Annotated in this window: 18 protein-coding genes; 3 read left to right on the forward strand and 15 right to left on the reverse strand. The window is 72.5% G+C overall.

Annotation, left to right across the window (positions count from 1 at the left end; all coding sequences use genetic code 11):
* Positions 1-31: 31 nt before the first annotated feature.
* The 4 genes from KO717_RS14725 to tsaB are packed head-to-tail and all read right to left on the reverse strand — an operon-like array spanning position 32 to position 2,583.
* A complete protein-coding gene (locus KO717_RS14725) occupies positions 32-304 on the reverse strand; it encodes a hypothetical protein (protein WP_301367580.1) in 273 nt (90 codons plus the stop codon).
* Positions 301-1,428, reverse strand: a complete 1,128-nt coding sequence (gene tsaD / locus KO717_RS14730) for a tRNA (adenosine(37)-N6)-threonylcarbamoyltransferase complex transferase subunit TsaD (protein WP_301367581.1) — start codon at positions 1,426-1,428, stop codon at positions 301-303. The genes KO717_RS14725 and tsaD overlap by 4 nt, the downstream gene beginning before the upstream one ends.
* Positions 1,421-1,900 (reverse strand): ribosomal protein S18-alanine N-acetyltransferase, encoded by a 480-nt coding sequence (rimI, locus tag KO717_RS14735; RefSeq protein WP_030725871.1) that lies wholly within the window; start codon positions 1,898-1,900, stop codon positions 1,421-1,423. The genes tsaD and rimI overlap by 8 nt, the downstream gene beginning before the upstream one ends.
* A gap of 20 nt (positions 1,901-1,920) precedes the next feature.
* On the reverse strand, positions 1,921-2,583 hold the full coding sequence (gene tsaB / locus KO717_RS14740) for a tRNA (adenosine(37)-N6)-threonylcarbamoyltransferase complex dimerization subunit type 1 TsaB (protein WP_301367582.1): 663 nt from the start codon (positions 2,581-2,583) through the stop codon (positions 1,921-1,923).
* 119 nt (positions 2,584-2,702) lie between these two features.
* On the opposite strand from tsaB, the gene KO717_RS14745 reads away from it, so the two are divergent.
* Positions 2,703-3,257 (forward strand): hypothetical protein, encoded by a 555-nt coding sequence (locus KO717_RS14745; RefSeq protein ID WP_301367583.1) that lies wholly within the window; start codon positions 2,703-2,705, stop codon positions 3,255-3,257.
* Positions 3,258-3,301: 44 nt separating this feature from the next.
* Here the strand turns inward: KO717_RS14745 and KO717_RS14750 are convergent, their stop codons facing one another.
* The 8 genes from KO717_RS14750 to KO717_RS14785 form a co-directional block, all read right to left on the reverse strand.
* The gene (locus KO717_RS14750) at positions 3,302-3,487 is read right to left on the reverse strand and encodes a hypothetical protein (protein ID WP_301367585.1); all 186 of its coding nucleotides are present in this window, start codon (positions 3,485-3,487) and stop codon (positions 3,302-3,304) included.
* A gap of 115 nt (positions 3,488-3,602) precedes the next feature.
* Positions 3,603-4,169, reverse strand: coding sequence for a tRNA (adenosine(37)-N6)-threonylcarbamoyltransferase complex ATPase subunit type 1 TsaE (gene tsaE, locus KO717_RS14755; protein WP_301367586.1), 567 nt, complete (start codon positions 4,167-4,169; stop codon positions 3,603-3,605).
* Positions 4,120-5,379, reverse strand: coding sequence for an alpha/beta fold hydrolase (locus KO717_RS14760; RefSeq protein WP_437184514.1), 1,260 nt, complete (start codon positions 5,377-5,379; stop codon positions 4,120-4,122). The genes tsaE and KO717_RS14760 overlap by 50 nt, the downstream gene beginning before the upstream one ends.
* A complete protein-coding gene (alr, locus tag KO717_RS14765) occupies positions 5,324-6,460 on the reverse strand; it encodes an alanine racemase (protein ID WP_301367588.1) in 1,137 nt (378 codons plus the stop codon). The genes KO717_RS14760 and alr overlap by 56 nt, the downstream gene beginning before the upstream one ends.
* 123 nt (positions 6,461-6,583) lie before the next feature.
* Entirely contained in the window at positions 6,584-7,984 is a 1,401-nt protein-coding gene (locus KO717_RS14770; RefSeq protein WP_301367589.1) for an NAD(P)H-hydrate dehydratase, read from the reverse strand.
* Positions 7,985-7,993: 9 nt separating this feature from the next.
* Positions 7,994-8,362: a holo-ACP synthase gene (locus KO717_RS14775; RefSeq protein WP_301367591.1), complete on the reverse strand. Its 369-nt coding sequence runs from the start codon at positions 8,360-8,362 to the stop codon at positions 7,994-7,996.
* A 29-nt stretch (positions 8,363-8,391) separates the two neighbouring features.
* Positions 8,392-10,239 (reverse strand): glutamine--fructose-6-phosphate transaminase (isomerizing), encoded by a 1,848-nt coding sequence (gene glmS, locus KO717_RS14780; protein ID WP_301367592.1) that lies wholly within the window; start codon positions 10,237-10,239, stop codon positions 8,392-8,394.
* 107 nt (positions 10,240-10,346) lie between these two features.
* Complete coding sequence (locus KO717_RS14785) at positions 10,347-11,117, reverse strand: hypothetical protein (protein WP_301367593.1); 771 nt, start codon at positions 11,115-11,117, stop codon at positions 10,347-10,349.
* Between the two features lie 297 nt (positions 11,118-11,414).
* On the opposite strand from KO717_RS14785, the gene coaA reads away from it, so the two are divergent.
* Both coaA and KO717_RS14795 read left to right on the forward strand, forming a co-directional pair.
* The gene (coaA, locus tag KO717_RS14790; protein WP_301367595.1) at positions 11,415-12,464 is read left to right on the forward strand and encodes a type I pantothenate kinase; all 1,050 of its coding nucleotides are present in this window, start codon (positions 11,415-11,417) and stop codon (positions 12,462-12,464) included.
* A gap of 23 nt (positions 12,465-12,487) precedes the next feature.
* Positions 12,488-13,468 (forward strand): DUF389 domain-containing protein, encoded by a 981-nt coding sequence (locus tag KO717_RS14795; RefSeq protein WP_301367597.1) that lies wholly within the window; start codon positions 12,488-12,490, stop codon positions 13,466-13,468.
* An 11-nt stretch (positions 13,469-13,479) separates the two neighbouring features.
* Here the strand turns inward: KO717_RS14795 and glmM are convergent, their stop codons facing one another.
* The 3 genes from glmM to rplM all read right to left on the reverse strand — a co-directional run bounded on the left by glmM (position 13,480) and on the right by rplM (position 15,981).
* Positions 13,480-14,838 carry a phosphoglucosamine mutase gene (glmM, locus tag KO717_RS14800; RefSeq protein WP_301367599.1) on the reverse strand — a complete coding sequence of 453 codons (1,359 nt, stop codon included), beginning with the start codon at positions 14,836-14,838 and terminating at the stop codon, positions 13,480-13,482.
* A 135-nt stretch (positions 14,839-14,973) separates the two neighbouring features.
* The gene (gene rpsI, locus KO717_RS14805; RefSeq protein WP_150258789.1) at positions 14,974-15,495 is read right to left on the reverse strand and encodes a 30S ribosomal protein S9; all 522 of its coding nucleotides are present in this window, start codon (positions 15,493-15,495) and stop codon (positions 14,974-14,976) included.
* A 42-nt stretch (positions 15,496-15,537) separates the two neighbouring features.
* Positions 15,538-15,981 (reverse strand): 50S ribosomal protein L13, encoded by a 444-nt coding sequence (gene rplM, locus KO717_RS14810; RefSeq protein ID WP_008739660.1) that lies wholly within the window; start codon positions 15,979-15,981, stop codon positions 15,538-15,540.
* Positions 15,982-15,993: the final 12 nt, after the last annotated feature.

The raw sequence follows: 15,993 nt of genomic DNA on the forward strand, positions 1-15,993 counted from the left end.
CGCCCGGCCTGGCTCCCCGCCCCCGGCCCGGTCAGCCGCCGTCGACCTCCACCGACTCGAACCGCCAGCGGTGCACGGCCCGCGTGATCAGGTCGGCCGCGGGTTCGGGCAGCTCGGGGAGGTCGGCCGCCACGCCTTCGGCGGCCTCCCACCAGGTGATCACGAGGACCCGGTCCTGCGGGGCGCGGAACATCTCGCGACGCACCGGCTCCCGGGCGAGGACCTGGGCGCGGGCCCACTCCAGCAGCTCGTTGCCCCGGCCGTCGGCGGCACGGGCCTCCCACATCAGCGCGACGGTGCTCACGAGTACAGGTTGTCCTTGCTCAGTTCGTGCACGTGGTCGTGATCGTGGGTGTGGCCGTGGCCGTGGTCGTGCGTGTGGGCGGTACCCGGCACGTGCGGGTCCGTCACCGGCAGCGAGGAGTCCGCCGACAGGTCCCAGTCCGACGCGGGCCGGTTCCGCCTGACCATCTCCGCGCCCAGCGCCGCGACCATCGCGCCGTTGTCCGTGCACAGCTTCGGCCGCGGTACCCGCAGCACGATCCCCGCTGCGTCGCACCGCTCCTGCGCCAGCGAGCGCAGCCGGGAATTGGCCGCGACGCCGCCGCCGATCATCAGGTGGTCGACGCCCTCGTCCTTGCACGCCCGGATCGCCTTGCGCGTCAGCACGTCCACCACGGCCTCCTGGAAGGACGCCGCCACATCGCGCACCGGTACGTCCTCGCCCGCGTTGCGCTTCGCCTCGATCCAGCGGGCGACGGCCGTCTTGAGCCCGGAGAAGGAGAAGTCGTACGCGGCGTCGCGCGGGCCCGTCAGCCCTCGCGGGAAGTTGATCGCCTTCGGGTCGCCCTCGCGCGCGAGCCGGTCGATGACCGGACCGCCCGGGAAGCCCAGCTGGAGCACGCGCGCGATCTTGTCGAAGGCCTCGCCCGCCGCGTCGTCGATGGTCGCACCGAGCGGCCGTACGTCGGAGGTGATGTCCGGGGCCAGCAGCAGCGAGGAGTGGCCGCCGGACACCAGCAGCGCCATCGTCGGCTCCGGCAGCGGCCCGTGCTCCAGCTGGTCCACGCAGATGTGGGAGGCCAGGTGGTTGACCCCGTACAGCGGCTTGCCGAGCGCGTACGCGTAGGCCTTGGCCGCCGAGACGCCCACGAGGAGCGCACCGGCGAGGCCGGGTCCCGCGGTGACGGCGATGCCGTCGAGGTCGCGGGCGCTGACCCCGGCCTCCTTCAGGGCGCGGTCGATGGTGGGGACCATCGCCTCCAGGTGGGCCCGCGAGGCCACCTCGGGCACGACGCCGCCGAAGCGGGCGTGCTCGTCGACGCTCGACGCGATCGCGTCCGCGAGCAGGGTGGTGCCGCGGACGACGCCGACGCCGGTCTCGTCGCAGGAGGTCTCGATGCCGAGGACGAGCGGTTCGTCAGCCATTGCTCTCACTGCTCTCAGTTCGTGCTTGTGCGGGGTCGGTCAGTCGCATGACGAGCGCGTCGACGTTGCCGGGCTGGTAGTAGCCGCGCCGGAAGCCGATGGGCTCGAAGCCGAAGCGCTCGTAGAGCTTCTGGGCGCGGGTGTTGTCCACCCGTACCTCCAGCAGCACCTCGGCGCACTCGAACGCGGTGGCGGCGCGCAGCAGGTCGGTGAGGAGCCGGGCGCCGAGCCCGGTCCCCCACTGGTCGCGCGCGGCCGCGATGGTCTGTACGTCGGCCAGGTCGCCGGCGGCGGCCAGTCCTGCGTAGCCGACCAGCCGGCCCGCAGCGTCCTCGGCGACGATGTAGCGGCGCGTGGCCTGCGGGCCGCGTGCGTGGGCGAGTTCGGACCAGAACATCCCGGCGGACCAGGCGTCCTCGGGGAACAGCTCGTGCTCCAGTTCCAGTACGGGCCCGATGTCCCACCAGCGCATCTCGCGCAGCGTGTGGGGGGTCACTGCGGCGTGACCACCTTGTAGTTCTTGGGCACCTGGGCGTCGGGCCGGCGCAGGTAGAGCGGGGTCGGAGGCAGGAACTCCAGGCCCGCGGCCAGTCGTTCCGCGGCCAGCGAGGCCAGCGCGGCGGCCGACTGGTGCTCGGGGCCCCGGGCGTCCTGGAACACCTCGGGGTACAGGAGTGCGCCCTGGCCGACCGCGGGCAGGCCCGCGACCTGCTCGGCGATGTCGGCCGGGCGGTCCACGGCGGGGTCGCCGACGCGCGTGCGCGGGTCCTCGTACCGGGCCCAGTAGACCTCCTTGCGCCGCGCGTCGGTGGCGACGGTGAAGGGGCCCTCGATGCCGGCGGCCCCGGCGGCGTACGCGAGGCCGTCGAGCGTGCACAGGCCGTGCACGGGCACGCCCAGCACGGCGGCGAAGGTGGAGGCGGTGACGAGGCCGACGCGCAGCCCCGTGTAGGGGCCGGGGCCGACACCGACGACGACGCCGGTGACGGCTTCGAGCGTGACCCCTGCCTCGGCGAGGACCTTGTCCACGGAGGGCAGCAGGAGCTCCCCGTGGCGGCGGGCGTCGACCTGGTTCGACTCGGCGACGACGGACTCACCGTCGTGCAGGGCGACGGTGACGGCGGGCGTGGCGGTATCTACGGCGAGCAAGAGCACGCGAACAGCCTACGACTCCGGCGGCCGCACCCCTTGCGGCCGGTCTCGGAGCAGGGCGGCTGCTACCTTTCGACGGGGTACCTGACGTGGTATCGGTCGGCACGGAGAGGTGGAGCAAGGTGGCACGCAGCAGCTCGGGAATCGTGGCCGGGCTCACCGCCGCGGCGGTGGCCGTCGTCGGTTTCCTCGGCTACCAGGCTTCCGCCACGGCGCCCGCGCGTCCTCCGAAGGCCGCCGCGCAGGAACCGGCTCCCGCCGCGAGCCCGGCCGCCAAGCAGGACCCGGCGAAGCCGGTGGCCGTGCCCGAGGGTTCCGGCACCGGGGTGCGCGTCGTGTACTCGGTGGGCCAGAAGCGGGTGTGGCTGGTCGGCGACCCCGCGCAGCCGCCGAAGTCGTTCACGGTGATGCCGAGCACGGTGCACCCGAAGCCGGGCACCTACACGGTGGGGTCGCGCTCGGGTTCGGTCACCGGCTCGGACGGCGTGCCGATCGAGCACGTCGTGCGGTTCGCCAGCACGGAGGGTGTGGCGGTCGGTTTCAGCGCCCGTACGGACGGCGCGCTGCCGGAGCCCGACCCGAACAAGAAGACCGGCGGCATCCGCATGGCCCGTGCCGACGGCGACGCGATGTGGGCGTTCGCGACGATCGCCTCGAAGGTCGTCGTCGTTCCCTGACGGATCGCCCGTGCTTCACCCGACCGGGTGACGCAGCACCACGCCTAGGCCGCTTCGGATTCCGGAGCGGCCTCTTCGTGTGCGGTGTCGGCCGGCCCGCCCGGGGTGGTGGCGTACTCGCGTGCGGGCGGCGTGGAGACGGCGGTGGCGGCCACGCCGGCGGCGAGGAGCGTCCACATGGAGACGGTGGACGGGCGGGGTTCGCGATGTGCTCCTGCTGGTGCCGACATGGCTGCCTCCTGGACCCGGGACACCGTACTTAGGCATACCTAAGAAACTCTCGGTACCATGTCACCACGAGGGCCGCCGACAGCGCAATATCTTGCCGACGAGTTGTCGGTACGTTTACTCCGAGAGGGCGCCGGCCAGGGCGTCCAGCCCGGCCCCGGCACTCCAGCGCGCCCCGACCCCGCGCACGAGGACCTCCCGTACGTCGTCCAGGACCTCCTCGTGGCCGACCGCCCGCGCGATCACCACGTGCAGCCGGTCGTCGGAGAGCTCCTCCACCTTGCCGTCGCCCCACTCCACGACGACCACGGACTCCGGCAGCGAGACGTCGAGGTCCAGGTCCTCCATCTCGTCCAGCCCGCCGCCCAGGCGGTACGCGTCCACGTGCACCAGCGCCGGTCCGCCGGTCAGCGAGGGGTGCACCCGGGCGATCACGAAGGTCGGCGAGGTCACGGCCCCGCGCACGCCCAGGCCCTCGCCGAGGCCCCGGGTGAGCGTGGTCTTGCCCGCGCCCAGCTCGCCGGTCAGCAGGACGAGGTCGCCGGGGCGCAGCAGGCCGGCGATCCTGCGGCCCAATTCCTGCATCGCGTCCGGGGAGTCGATGGTGATCCGGGTCTCCGCGCCGGCCGCGGCCTCAGGTGCCGGCGCCTGGCTGCGCTGTGCTTCCAGCGGTACTTCTTCCATGCCCGCCAACGTTAGTCGCTGCGGGGACGGCCGCCGCCCCGGTGCGCGCCAGCAGCTCGGTGAGCAGCCGCGTCACGGTCTCCGGGCGTTCCAGCATCATGAGGTGCCCGGTGGACTCCAGGACCACGAGATCGGCGCCGGGGAGCGCCTCCTTGATGGCGACGCTGTGCGCGGGCGGGGTGATCATGTCCTTGTCGCCGGCTATGACCGTGACCGGCAGGTCCGCGAACAGCTGGAGCGCGGAGGTCTTGTCGTGGGTCTGGAAGGCCGGGTAGAACTCGGCGACCACGTCGATCGGCGTGGCCTCGATCAGCCGCTCCGCGAACCGCGCGACGCCCGGATCCACGTCCCGGGAGCCGAACGAGTACATCTTGATCATTCCGGCGAAGAGGTCCGCGGTGGCCCGGCGGCCCTTCTCCACCAGCTCCACCTGCGAGCCGAGCGCCTTGAGCACGCCGGGCAGGAGCCGGCGCACGGCTCCCATGCCGGCGGCCGGAAGCCCGTACGTCACCTCGTCGAGGCGGCCGCTGGAGGTGCCGACCAGGGCCACGCCGACGACGCGGTCGCGGACGATCTCGGGGTACTGCTCGGCGAATCCCATGATGGTCATTCCGCCCATCGAGTGACCCACCAGGATCAGCGGCCCCTCGGGGGCGGTCGCGTCGATGACGGCCTTCAGGTCCCGGCCGAGCTGGTCGATGCTCACCGGCTCGCCGTCCGCCTGGGCGAGGCCGCGGGCGCTGCGGCCGTGGCTGCGCTGGTCCCAGTAGACCGCGCGGACCACACCGCGCAGGGCGGCGCGCTGGAAGTGCCAGGAGTCCTGGCCGAGGCAGTAGCCGTGGCAGAAGACGACGGTGGCCTGGGGCTCGGCCTTGCGCCGCAGCCGCCGCCGCTTGCCGTCGTCCGGGAGCTCGTCGACCTCGTAGTAGAGCTCGGTGGCGTCCTCGGCCCGGCAGATTCCCTCGGCGCCGCGCAGGGACCCGTAGTCCCCGGCCGCGTCGAGTGCGAGGCGTGCCTTCATCCGCATGCCGCGCCCTACGGTGATCCGTTCGACCGCGACACCGGCCGCCGCGCCCGCGGCTATCACGCCGATGGCGGCGCCGGCCCAGCCGGCCTTGCGCCAGTTCTCGCTCACGCCGCCGCCCTCACTCCGCTCAGCCGCCCAGGTACACCCGGGGCACACGTGCACCGATACGAGTGACGATCTCATACGCGATCGTGTGCGCCGCTCGTGCCCAGTCCTCGGCGGTGGGTTCACCGCGCTCCGCGTCCCCGAAGATGACGGCCTCGTCACCCGCGCGGGCGTGGTCTCCCTCCAAGTCGACCACGAACTGGTCCATCGCGACGCGCCCGGCGACCCGGCGGACCTTGCCGGCGACGAGCACCGGGCCGAGCCCCGAGGCCTGCCGGGGGATGCCGTCGGCGTAACCGGCCGGGACCAGCGCGAGGGTCGTCTCGGCGTCGGTGACGTAGTGGTGGCCGTAGCTCACCCCGTGCCCGGCGGGGACCGTCTTTACCAGCGCGAGGGAGGCCTTGAGGGTCATCGCGGGCCGCAGGCCCAGCTGGGCCGGGGTGCCGAGTTCGGGGGCGGGCGAGACCCCGTAGACGGCCAGCCCGCAGCGCACCAGGTCGAAGTGGGACTCGGGCAGGGTCAGGGTGGCCGGCGAATTGGCGATGTGCCGGACCTCGGGCTCGACGCCCTCCTTCTCGGCGTACGCGAGCATGTCGCGGAAGGCGGCCAGCTGGAGCTGGATCGAGGGGTGGCCGGGTTCGTCGGCGCAGGCGAAGTGCGACCAGACGCCGGTCACCTGGACGGTCCCCTCGGCCTGGGCGGCGACGGCCGCTCCGACCAGGGCCTCCCAGTCGGCGGGCTGGCAGCCGTTGCGGCCGAGGCCGGTGTCGGCCTTGAGCTGGATACGGGCGGTGCGGCCGGCCGCGCGGGCAGCCTCGCGGACCTCGTCGAGGGCCCACATGCCGCTGACGGAGACGTCGATATCGGCCTCGACGGCCTCCTGCCAGGGCCCGCCGGGCGTCCAGAGCCAGCACATGAGGCGCCCCTGGATCCCGGCGGCGCGGAGCGCGAGGGCCTCGTCGGGCGTGGCCGTCCCGAGCCAGGTGGCACCGGCCTCCTGGGCGGCCTTGGCGCACTCCAGGGCGCCGTGCCCGTAGGCATTCGCCTTGACCACGGCCATCAACTCGGCCCTGGGCGCCCGCTCGCGCAGTGCGCGCACGTTCTCCCGTACGGCATCAAGATCGATCTCGGCGTACACGCGCGTCGCTGTCTCGTTCATCGCCCCCAGTCTCTCAGAATCCCCGCCGGGCCTTGCGGGGGCTGGCCCTTTCGGCCCCGCCGGCGGTCGAGGCGCGGGGTCCGGGGCACAGCCCGGTCTGCGATGCGCGCGGTCGCCGCGGCGTCAGGGGTGGCGGGTGTCGCGCCAGGCGGCCGGGAGGGCCTCGGCCACCTGGTGGGCCAGGAGCGGGCCCCCGACGCGGCGGGCCGCCAGGCCGTGGAGGTACGCGCCCACCGCCCCCGCGTCCGCCCCGGACAGCCCGCCCGCCAGCAGGGAGCCCGCCAGCCCGGACAGCACGTCCCCGCTGCCGGCGGTGGCCAGCCACGGGGTGCCCGTCGGATTCACCCGAACGGCTCCGCCGCCCGAGGCGACCAGCGTCGTCGAGCCCTTCAGCAGCACCGCCGCCCCGTACCGCTGCGCCAGCATCCGTACGGCGTCCAGCCGGCCCGCCTCGACCGCCTCCCGCGACACGCCGAGCAGCGCAGCCGCCTCCCCCGCGTGAGGGGTCAGCAGGGTGGGGGCGCTGCGGGCCCGCAGCGCCGCCGCGTCCAGCCCGCGCAGCCCGTCGGCGTCGACCAGCACCGCCGTGTCCCCCGCCAGCAGGTCCGCGACCTCCCCGGCGCGCCCCTCGCCCAGCCCCGGGCCGACCACCCACGCCTGCACCCGGCCGGGCCCGATCAGCGTCTCGGGGTAGCGGGCGAGCACCGCCTCCGCCGCCGGCCCGACGTACCGCACGGCGCCCGCACCGCCCCGCAGCGCTCCCGCCACGGCCAGCACCGCCGCGCCCGGGTACTGCGCGGACCCGGCGACGATCCCGACCACGCCCCGCCGGTACTTGTCGCTCGTCGCCGTCGGCTCCGGCAGCAGCCCCGCCACATCGGCGTGCTGCAGGGCCTCCACCTCCGGCGACGGCAGTTCCAGCCCGATGCCGACGAGGTGCACCACGCCCGCGCGCGAGGCCCCGGGGTCGATCAGCAGGCCGGGCTTGTACGCCCCGAAGGTCACCGTCACATCGGCCGTCACGGCCGGACCCGCCACCTCCCCGGTGTCCGCGTCCACCCCGCTCGGCAGGTCCACCGCGACCACGGGGACCCCCGGCGGGATCCGCTCCACCAGGGCCGCGGCCGCCGGGCGCAGTCCGCCCCGCCCGCCGATCCCGAGCAGCCCGTCCAGGACGAGGTCCGCCTGCTGCGGGACCGACCGCGCGAGGTGTCCCCCGGCGGCCCGCAGTGCGGCCAGCCCGCCCGGGTGCATCCGCTCGGGGTCCATCGGCACGGCCGTCACCCCGGCCCCGCGGCGGGCCAGCCGGGCGCCCGCGTACAGCGCGTCGCCGCCGTTGTCCCCGGGGCCGACGAGCAGGACGACCCGGGCCCCGTACACCCCGCCGCGGGCTCCGCGCAGCAGCCCCGCGCACGCGGCGGCCAGGCCGGCCGCCGCCCGCTGCATCAGGGCGCCCTTCGGGAGCCGGGCCATCAGCTCCCGCTCGGCGGCCCGTACGGTCTCGACGCTGTAAGCAGTGCGCACGGACTGCCCCTACCCTTCTGCGATCACCACGGCGGAGGCGACACCGGCGTCGTGGCTGAGCGAGATGTGCCAGGACTTCACGCCGAGCGCCAGCGCCCGCGCCTCGACCGTCCCGGACACGCGCAGCCGGGGCTGCCCGCTGTCCTCGACGTACACCTCGGCGTCGGTCCACAGCAGCCCGGCGGGCGCGCCGAGGGCCTTGGCGAGGGCCTCCTTGGCGGCGAACCGGGCGGCGAGCGAGGCGGTCCCGCGCCGCTCGCCGCTCGGCAGCGTCAACTCGGCGTCGACGAACAGCCGCCCGGCCAGGTTCGGGGTGCGCTCCAGCGCCGCTCCGAACCGCTCGATCTCCGCTACGTCGATCCCGACGCCGATAATCACAACGACAACTCCACTGGCCTGGCGGACTACTACTCCACGGTCACCGACTTGGCGAGGTTACGCGGCTGGTCCACCTCGTTGCCGCGCGCCGTCGCCAGCTCGCACGCGAACACCTGCAGCGGGACCGTGGCCACCAGCGGCTGGAGCAGCGTCGGCGTCGCGGGGATCCGGATCAGGTGGTCGGCGTACGGGACGACCGCCTCGTCGCCCTCCTCCGCGATCACGATGGTCCGCGCCCCGCGGGCCCGGATCTCCTGGATGTTCGACACGATCTTGTCGTGGAGCACCGACCGGCCGCGCGGCGACGGGACGACGACCACCACCGGCAGGTCCTTCTCGATCAGTGCGATCGGCCCGTGCTTGAGCTCGCCCGCCGCGAAGCCCTCGGCGTGCATGTACGCCAGCTCCTTGAGCTTGAGCGCGCCCTCCAGCGCCACCGGGTACCCGACGTGCCGTCCCAGGAACAGCACGGTGTCCTTGTCGGCGAGCGAGCGCGCGAGCTCCCGTACCGGCTCCATGGTCTCCAGGACGGTGTCCACCGCCGCCGCGATGTCCGACAGCTCCCGGATCACGGCCTCGATCTCGTCGCCCCACTTCGTGCCCCGGACCTGTCCGAGGTAGAGCGCGACCAGGTAGCAGGCCACCAGCTGCGTCAGGAAGGCCTTGGTCGAGGCGACGGCCACCTCGGGACCGGCGTGCGTGTAGAGGACCGCATCCGATTCGCGCGGGATCGTCGACCCGTTCGTGTTGCAGATGGCCAGCACCTTGGCCCCCTGCTCGCGGGCGTGCCGCAGCGCCATCAGGGTGTCCATGGTCTCGCCGGACTGCGAGATGGCGACCACCAGCGTCCGCTGGTCGAGGATCGGGTCGCGGTAGCGGAACTCGCTCGCCAGCTCCGTCTCGCACGGGATGCGGGTCCAGTGCTCGATGGCCAGCTTCGCGATCATGCCCGCGTGGTACGCCGTACCGCAGGCCACGATCACGACCTTGTCGACCTCCCTGAGCACCGAGACGGGGATGCGCACCTCGTCCAGGGTCAGCGAGCCGCTCGCGTCGATCCTGCCCAGGAGGGTGTCGGCGACGGCCTTCGGCTGCTCGGCGATCTCCTTGAGCATGAAGTAGTCGTATCCCCCCTTCTCGGCCGCCGAGGCGTCCCAGTCGACGTGGTACGCCCGCACCGTCGCGGCCGAACCGTCGAAGTTGGTCACCGTGACGCCCTCGCGGCGGAGTTCGACGACCTGGTCCTGCCCCAGCTCGATCGCGGACCGCGTGTGGGCGATGAACGCGGCCACGTCCGAGGCGAGGAAGTTCTCGCCCTCTCCGACGCCCACCACCAGGGGCGAGTTCCGGCGCGCGCCGACCACCACGTCCGGCTCGTCGGCGTGCACGGCGACCAGGGTGAAGGCGCCTTCCAGGCGCCGGCACACCTGCCGCATGGCTTCCGCGAGATCGCCGGTGGCCGAGAACTGCTCCGCCAGCAGGTGCGCCACGACCTCGGTGTCCGTCTCGGACTCCAGCCGGTGTCCGCGCTCGGCCAGCTCGGCCCGGAGCGCGGCGAAGTTCTCGATGATGCCGTTGTGCACGACGGCCACGCGCCCCGAGTTGTCGAGGTGCGGGTGGGCGTTGGCGTCGGTGGGCCCGCCGTGGGTCGCCCACCGGGTGTGCCCGAGCCCCGTGGAACCGGTCGGCAGCGGGTGCCCGACCAGCTCCTTCTCCAGATTGACGAGCTTCCCGGCCTTCTTGACGGCCGCCAGGCTGCCGTCCGCGAGCACGGCGACCCCGGCCGAGTCGTAGCCGCGGTACTCCAGCCGCTTGAGTCCGGCGATGACCACATCGAGCGCCGACTGCGCTCCCACGTAACCCACAATTCCGCACATAGGCCGCAGCGTACGCCGTAGTTGGCCGTCTGCCCCGTAGCGGAACAAGACGAAAAACCCGCCCCGGCGCGTGCGCCGGAGCGGGTTGACGTGTCGTCGGGCAGACGTCAGCCGAGCTTCTTCACCTGGGCGTCGACGACGTCCTTCGGCTGCTCGGCGGCGCCGGCCAGGCTCAGGGCCGAGAAGGTCGCCACGGTGCTGCCCTTGCGGACGACCACGAGCTCCATGCCCATCGGCTCGCCGTCCGCGTCACCCGTCACGGTGTACGCGAGGGCCTCGTCGCCCGCGGTGACGGCGGCACCCGGGGCCACCTTCGTGATCTTCAGCGAGTCTTCGCCCTGGCCGCCCGTGTAGCCGCCGGCGCAGGCCGTGCCCGCCTTCTTGACGGCGGCGAAGGCCTCCGCGGCGCCCGTGCCCTCGTACGAGTGGAGGGAGACCGAGGTGGCGGTGGCGCTCAGGGCGGCCAGACCGGCCTTGAGCTTCTCCTCGGGGCTGGCGTCGGCGGCCGGCTCCTTGCCCTTGGCGATGGCCTTGGTCCCGGCCGTGCCCAGGGCGGTGCCGATCGGGGCCATCGACTGCGCGGAGACCAGCGGCTGGCACTCCGGCTTGTCGCTCTTGGTGGCGGACGCGGCGGCGAGCTCGGCCGGGGTGGCCGCCTTGACCACGTGGTTGGGCAGGTCGGCCTGGACCACGAGCACGCCGGCCAGCTCGGCGGTGGTCTTCGCCTTGGCGGCCGGGGCGGCCGACGTCGCCGCCGCTCCGGACGGCTTGGCGTCCGCCTTGGTGTCGGCCTTGTCGGAGCCGCAGGCGGTGACGAGCAGGCTCAGGGACACCGCGGACGCGGCCAGGACGGTACGACGGACAAGAACGTTGCGCACGAGAAAACTCCCCCATGAATACGGCTGAGACCGGGCAGCCCGAACCGCGCCCCTGAAACGGGACGTGGAGATGACTGCGGTGATCAACAATGTACGGGGCCGGGGATCGGCCCGTTGCCGCAGGCCTGGATCAAGGCCAATCGTGACCCCAGCGAGACCCCAGGCATTTCCAATCGAAACCACTCGGCGTACAACCGCCGGCGGCCCGGCCGGGCCCGGCCCGGTACCGGCCCCTCCCGTTGCACACGTGACCGACCACACCACCCACAACCGCCCCGGAGCCCCGACAATGGCGGTGTGATCACTTCGCCGCCACGAAGCAACACGCCGGACAACGCAACGGAGCGCACCGGCCGGGACGGGCACCCCACCCGCCCCGCACACCGCCGGGGCCCTGAGGCCTCGCCCTACGTCGACCTCACCCGCGCCGAGTGGAGCGCCCTGCGGGAGCGGACCCCGCTGCCGCTGACCGCCGACGAGGTGGAGAGGCTGCGCGGCCTCGGTGACGTCATCGACCTCGACGAGGTCCGCGACGTCTACCTGCCGCTGTCCCGGCTCCTCAACCTCTACGTCGGCGCCACCAGCAACCTGCGGGGCACCCTCAACACCTTCCTCGGCGACGCGGGCAACGGGCACGGCGCCCAGCAGGGCACCCCCTTCGTCATAGGGGTCGCCGGTTCGGTCGCCGTCGGCAAGTCCACCGTGGCCCGCCTGCTGCAGGCGCTGCTGGCCCGCTGGCCCGAGCACCCGCGCGTGGAGCTGGTCACCACGGACGGCTTCCTGTACCCGATGAAGGAGCTCCAGCGGCGTGGGCTGACCTCCCGCAAGGGGTTCCCGGAGTCCTACGACCGCCGCGCGCTCACCCGCTTCGTCGCCGACATCAAGGCCGGCAAGGACGAGGTGCGGGCCCCGGTCTACTCGCACCTGATCTACGACATCGTCCCCGGCGAGGAACTCGTCGTCCGCCGCCCGGACATCCTCATCGTCGAGGGCCTCAACGTGCTCCAGCCGGCCCTCCCCGGCACGGACGGCCGCACCCGCGTCGCTCTCGCCGACTACTTCGACTTCAGCGTGTACGTGGACGCGCGCCCCGAGGACATCGAGCGCTGGTACCTGAACCGTTTCCGGAAGCTGCGCGCGACCGCGTTCCAGAATCCCTTCTCCTACTTCCGCAAGTACACCCAGGTCTCCGAGGAGGAGGCCATGGAGTACGCGCAGACGATGTGGCGGACGATCAACCGGCCCAACCTGCTGGAGAACGTGGCGCCCACCCGCGGACGGGCCACCCTCGTCGTCCGCAAGGGACCCGACCACAAGGTGCAGAAGCTGAGCCTCCGCAAGCTCTAGCGCACAGTCGCTAGGGTGCCGAAATGCTGCATCTGCGGATGATCACCCCACATCACCTCACCGAACGGGTGGTGGCACTGATCGACCGGACGGTCGGTACCACCCATCTGGTCGTGCTGACCGGCGCCGCCCGCGACCCCGAGGGCGATCTCGTCCTGTGCGACGTCGCCCGCGAGTCGGCCGACGAACTGCTGCAGGAGATGCGCTCGCTCGGCATCGGCGAGAGCGGTTCGATCGCCGTCGAGCACATCGACCTGTCGATCTCCAGGCGCGCCGACGAGGCCGAGGAGGAGGCGCCGGGCGAGGCGGCCGACGCGGTGATCTGGGAGCAGCTCGCCGGGTCGACGCACGAGGAGTCCACCCTCACCATCACCTACTGCGCCTTCATGATCGTGGCGACGATGATCGCGGCCTGCGGTGTGGTCCTGGACAACGCGATCCTGATCGTGGGCGCCATGGCGGTCGGCCCGGAGTTCGGCCCGCTCGCCGGCATCTGCACGGGCCTGGTGCAGCGCGAGCGCAGGCTCGCCGGGCGCTCGCTCCTCGCGCTGTTCGTCGGCTTCACGGCGGCGATCGTGGCGACGACGGTCTTCAGTCTGGGGATGACCGCGCTCGGGCTGTTCCACGAGGGGATGCTGGAGAACCCCCGGCCGAACACCAGCTTCATCTGGCAGCCCGACCCGTTCTCGTTCGTCGTGGCGCTGCTCGCCGGTGTGGCCGGCATGCTGTCGCTGACCTCGGCGAAGGCCGGTGCGCTGGTGGGCGTGGCGATCTCCGTCACCACCGTCCCGGCGGGCGCGAACGCGGCGGTGGCCCTCAGCTACGGCGACTTCTCCCAGATGTGGGGCTCGGCCGTGCAGCTGGCGCTGAACCTGGGCGGGATCATCCTCGCCGGAACGGTCACCCTCATCTGCTGGAAACTGCTGTGGCGCACCCAGCAGGGCCGGATGGTCCGGAAGCCGGGTGCGCCACGCGGGCCGGGCGGAGCCCGGCCGGATTTCTAGGCCGTGTCCGTCTAGCCCAGCGCGGACTTCACGACGTCCGCGAGGCGGCCGGCGACCGAGCGGGCCTGCTCGATGTCGGCGGCCTCGACCATCACCCGTACGAGCGGCTCCGTGCCGGAGGGACGCAGCAGCACCCGCCCGGTGGTGCCCAGCTCGCGCTCGGCGTCGGTGACCGCGGCGGCCAGCTCGGCGGAGGTGGTGACGCGGGACTTGTCCACGTCGGGAACGTTGATGAGCACCTGCGGCAGCCGCTGCATGACGCCCGCCAGCTCGGCGAGGGACTTGCCGGTGGCCGCGACGCGCGCCGCCAGCAGCAGGCCGGTCAGGGTGCCGTCGCCGGTCGTCGCGTGGTCCAGGATGATCACGTGGCCGGACTGCTCGCCGCCGAGCGCGTAGCCGTGCTCCTTCATCGACTCCAGCACGTAGCGGTCGCCGACGCCGGTCTGCACGACCTGGATGCCCTCGGCCTCCATGGCCAGCTTGAAGCCCAGGTTGGACATCACGGTGCCGACCACGGTGTTCTCGCGCAGCTGGCCGGCCTCACGCATGGCCAGGGCCAGCACGGCGAGGATCTGGTCGCCGTCGATCTCCTCGCCGGACCCGTCCACGGCCAGGCAGCGGTCGGCGTCGCCGTCGTGCGCGATGCCGAAGTCGGCGCCGTGCTCGACCACGGCCGCCTTGAGCAGGCCGAGGTGGGTGGAGCCGCAGCCGTCGTTGATGTTGAGGCCGTTGGGTTCCGCGCCGATCGTGACGATCTCCGCGCCGGCCCGGGTGAACGCCTCGGGCGAGACGTACGCGGCCGCGCCGTGGGCCTCGTCGAGGACGACCTTCAGGCCGTCGAGGCGGTTCGGGAGGACACCGATGAGGTGGGCGACGTACCGGTCGAAGCCCTCGGTGTAGTCGGAGACGCGGCCGACGCCGGAGCCGGTGGGCCGGTCCCAGGGAGCGCCCGTGCGGTGCTGCTCGTAGGTCGACTCGATGCGGTCCTCCAGCTCGTCGGCGAGCTTGTGGCCGCCGCGCGCGAAGAACTTGATGCCGTTGTCGGGCATGGCGTTGTGGCTGGCGGAGAGCATCACGCCGAGGTCGGCGCCCAGCGCACCGGTGAGATACGCCACCGCCGGGGTGGGCAGCACACCGACGCGCAGGACGTCCACGCCCGCGCTCGCGAGGCCGGCCACGACCGCGGCCTCCAGGAATTCGCCTGAGGCGCGGGGGTCCCGGCCGACCACGGCGGTCGCCCGGTGGCCCTCGAAGGTGCCCGCCTCGGCCAGTACGTGGGCAGCCGCCACGGAGAGGCCGAGCGCGAGCTCCGCCGTCAGATCCGCGTTGGCAACGCCGCGTACACCGTCCGTCCCGAAGAGTCGTCCCACTGTTGTCCTCCCGAGTTTCCGCTTCGCGTATGACCGCTTGTGACAGGTATTTGCCGCTTGTGGCGGTAAACGAACCGCCCCGACAGCACAGAGAGTGCTGCCGGGGCGGTTTCGTTGCAGAACAGCAGGCGCAGATTAACGCTTGCTGTACTGCGGAGCCTTACGGGCCTTCTTGAGACCGGCCTTCTTGCGCTCGACCGCACGGTCGTCGCGGGAAAGGAAGCCGGCCTTCTTCAGCGCCGGGCGGTTGTTGTCCACGTCCGCCTCGTTCAGCGCACGGGCCACACCCAGGCGCAGGGCGCCGGCCTGGCCGGAGACGCCGCCACCCGAGATGCGGGCGATGACGTCGTAGCGGCCGTCAAGCTCGAGGAGCTTGAAGGGCTCGTTGACTTCCTGCTGGTGCACCTTGTTGGGGAAGTAGTCCTCAAGGGTGCGACCGTTGATCTTCCACTTGCCGGTGCCCGGAACGATCCGGACGCGGGCGATGGCGTTCTTGCGACGGCCCAGGCCGGCGGCCGGCTGGGGGTCGCCGAAGCGACCGGCAAGGGACTCGGAGGTGTAGTCGCCCTCGACGACGACCTCAGACTCGCTGGTGTACTCCTCGACGTTGCCCTCGAACTCGTCGACGGGGGTCGTCTCGGCGGTGGTCTCGGCCACGATGCTCCTCAGAATTTTCTACGTCTTAGGGGGTGGCCGGAACTACTGCGCGACCTGGGTGATCTCGAACGGCACCGGCTGCTGGGCAGCGTGGGGGTGCTGGTCGCCCGAGTAGACCTTCAGCTTCGAGAGCATCTGACGGCCCAGGGTGTTCTTGGGGAGCATGCCCTTGATGGCCTTCTCGACGGCCTTCTCCGGGTTGTTCGCCAGGAGGTCGTCGTAGCGCACCGAGCGGAGACCACCCGGGTAGCCGGAGTGGCGGTACGCCATCTTCTGCGACGCCTTGTTGCCGGACAGGTGAACCTTGTCGGCGTTGACGATGATGACGAAGTCGCCCATGTCCATGTGGGGGGCGTAGGTCGGCTTGTGCTTACCCCGCAGGAGGGCAGCGGCCTGGGTCGCCAGACGGCCGAGGACAACGTCCTGGGCGTCGATGACGAGCCACTGGCGCGAGATGTCGCCGGGCTTGGGGCTGAACGTACGCACGCGTATGCCTTC

It is taken from the genome of Streptomyces xanthophaeus, assembly GCF_030440515.1.
Lineage (GTDB): Bacteria > Actinomycetota > Actinomycetes > Streptomycetales > Streptomycetaceae > Streptomyces > Streptomyces kutzneri.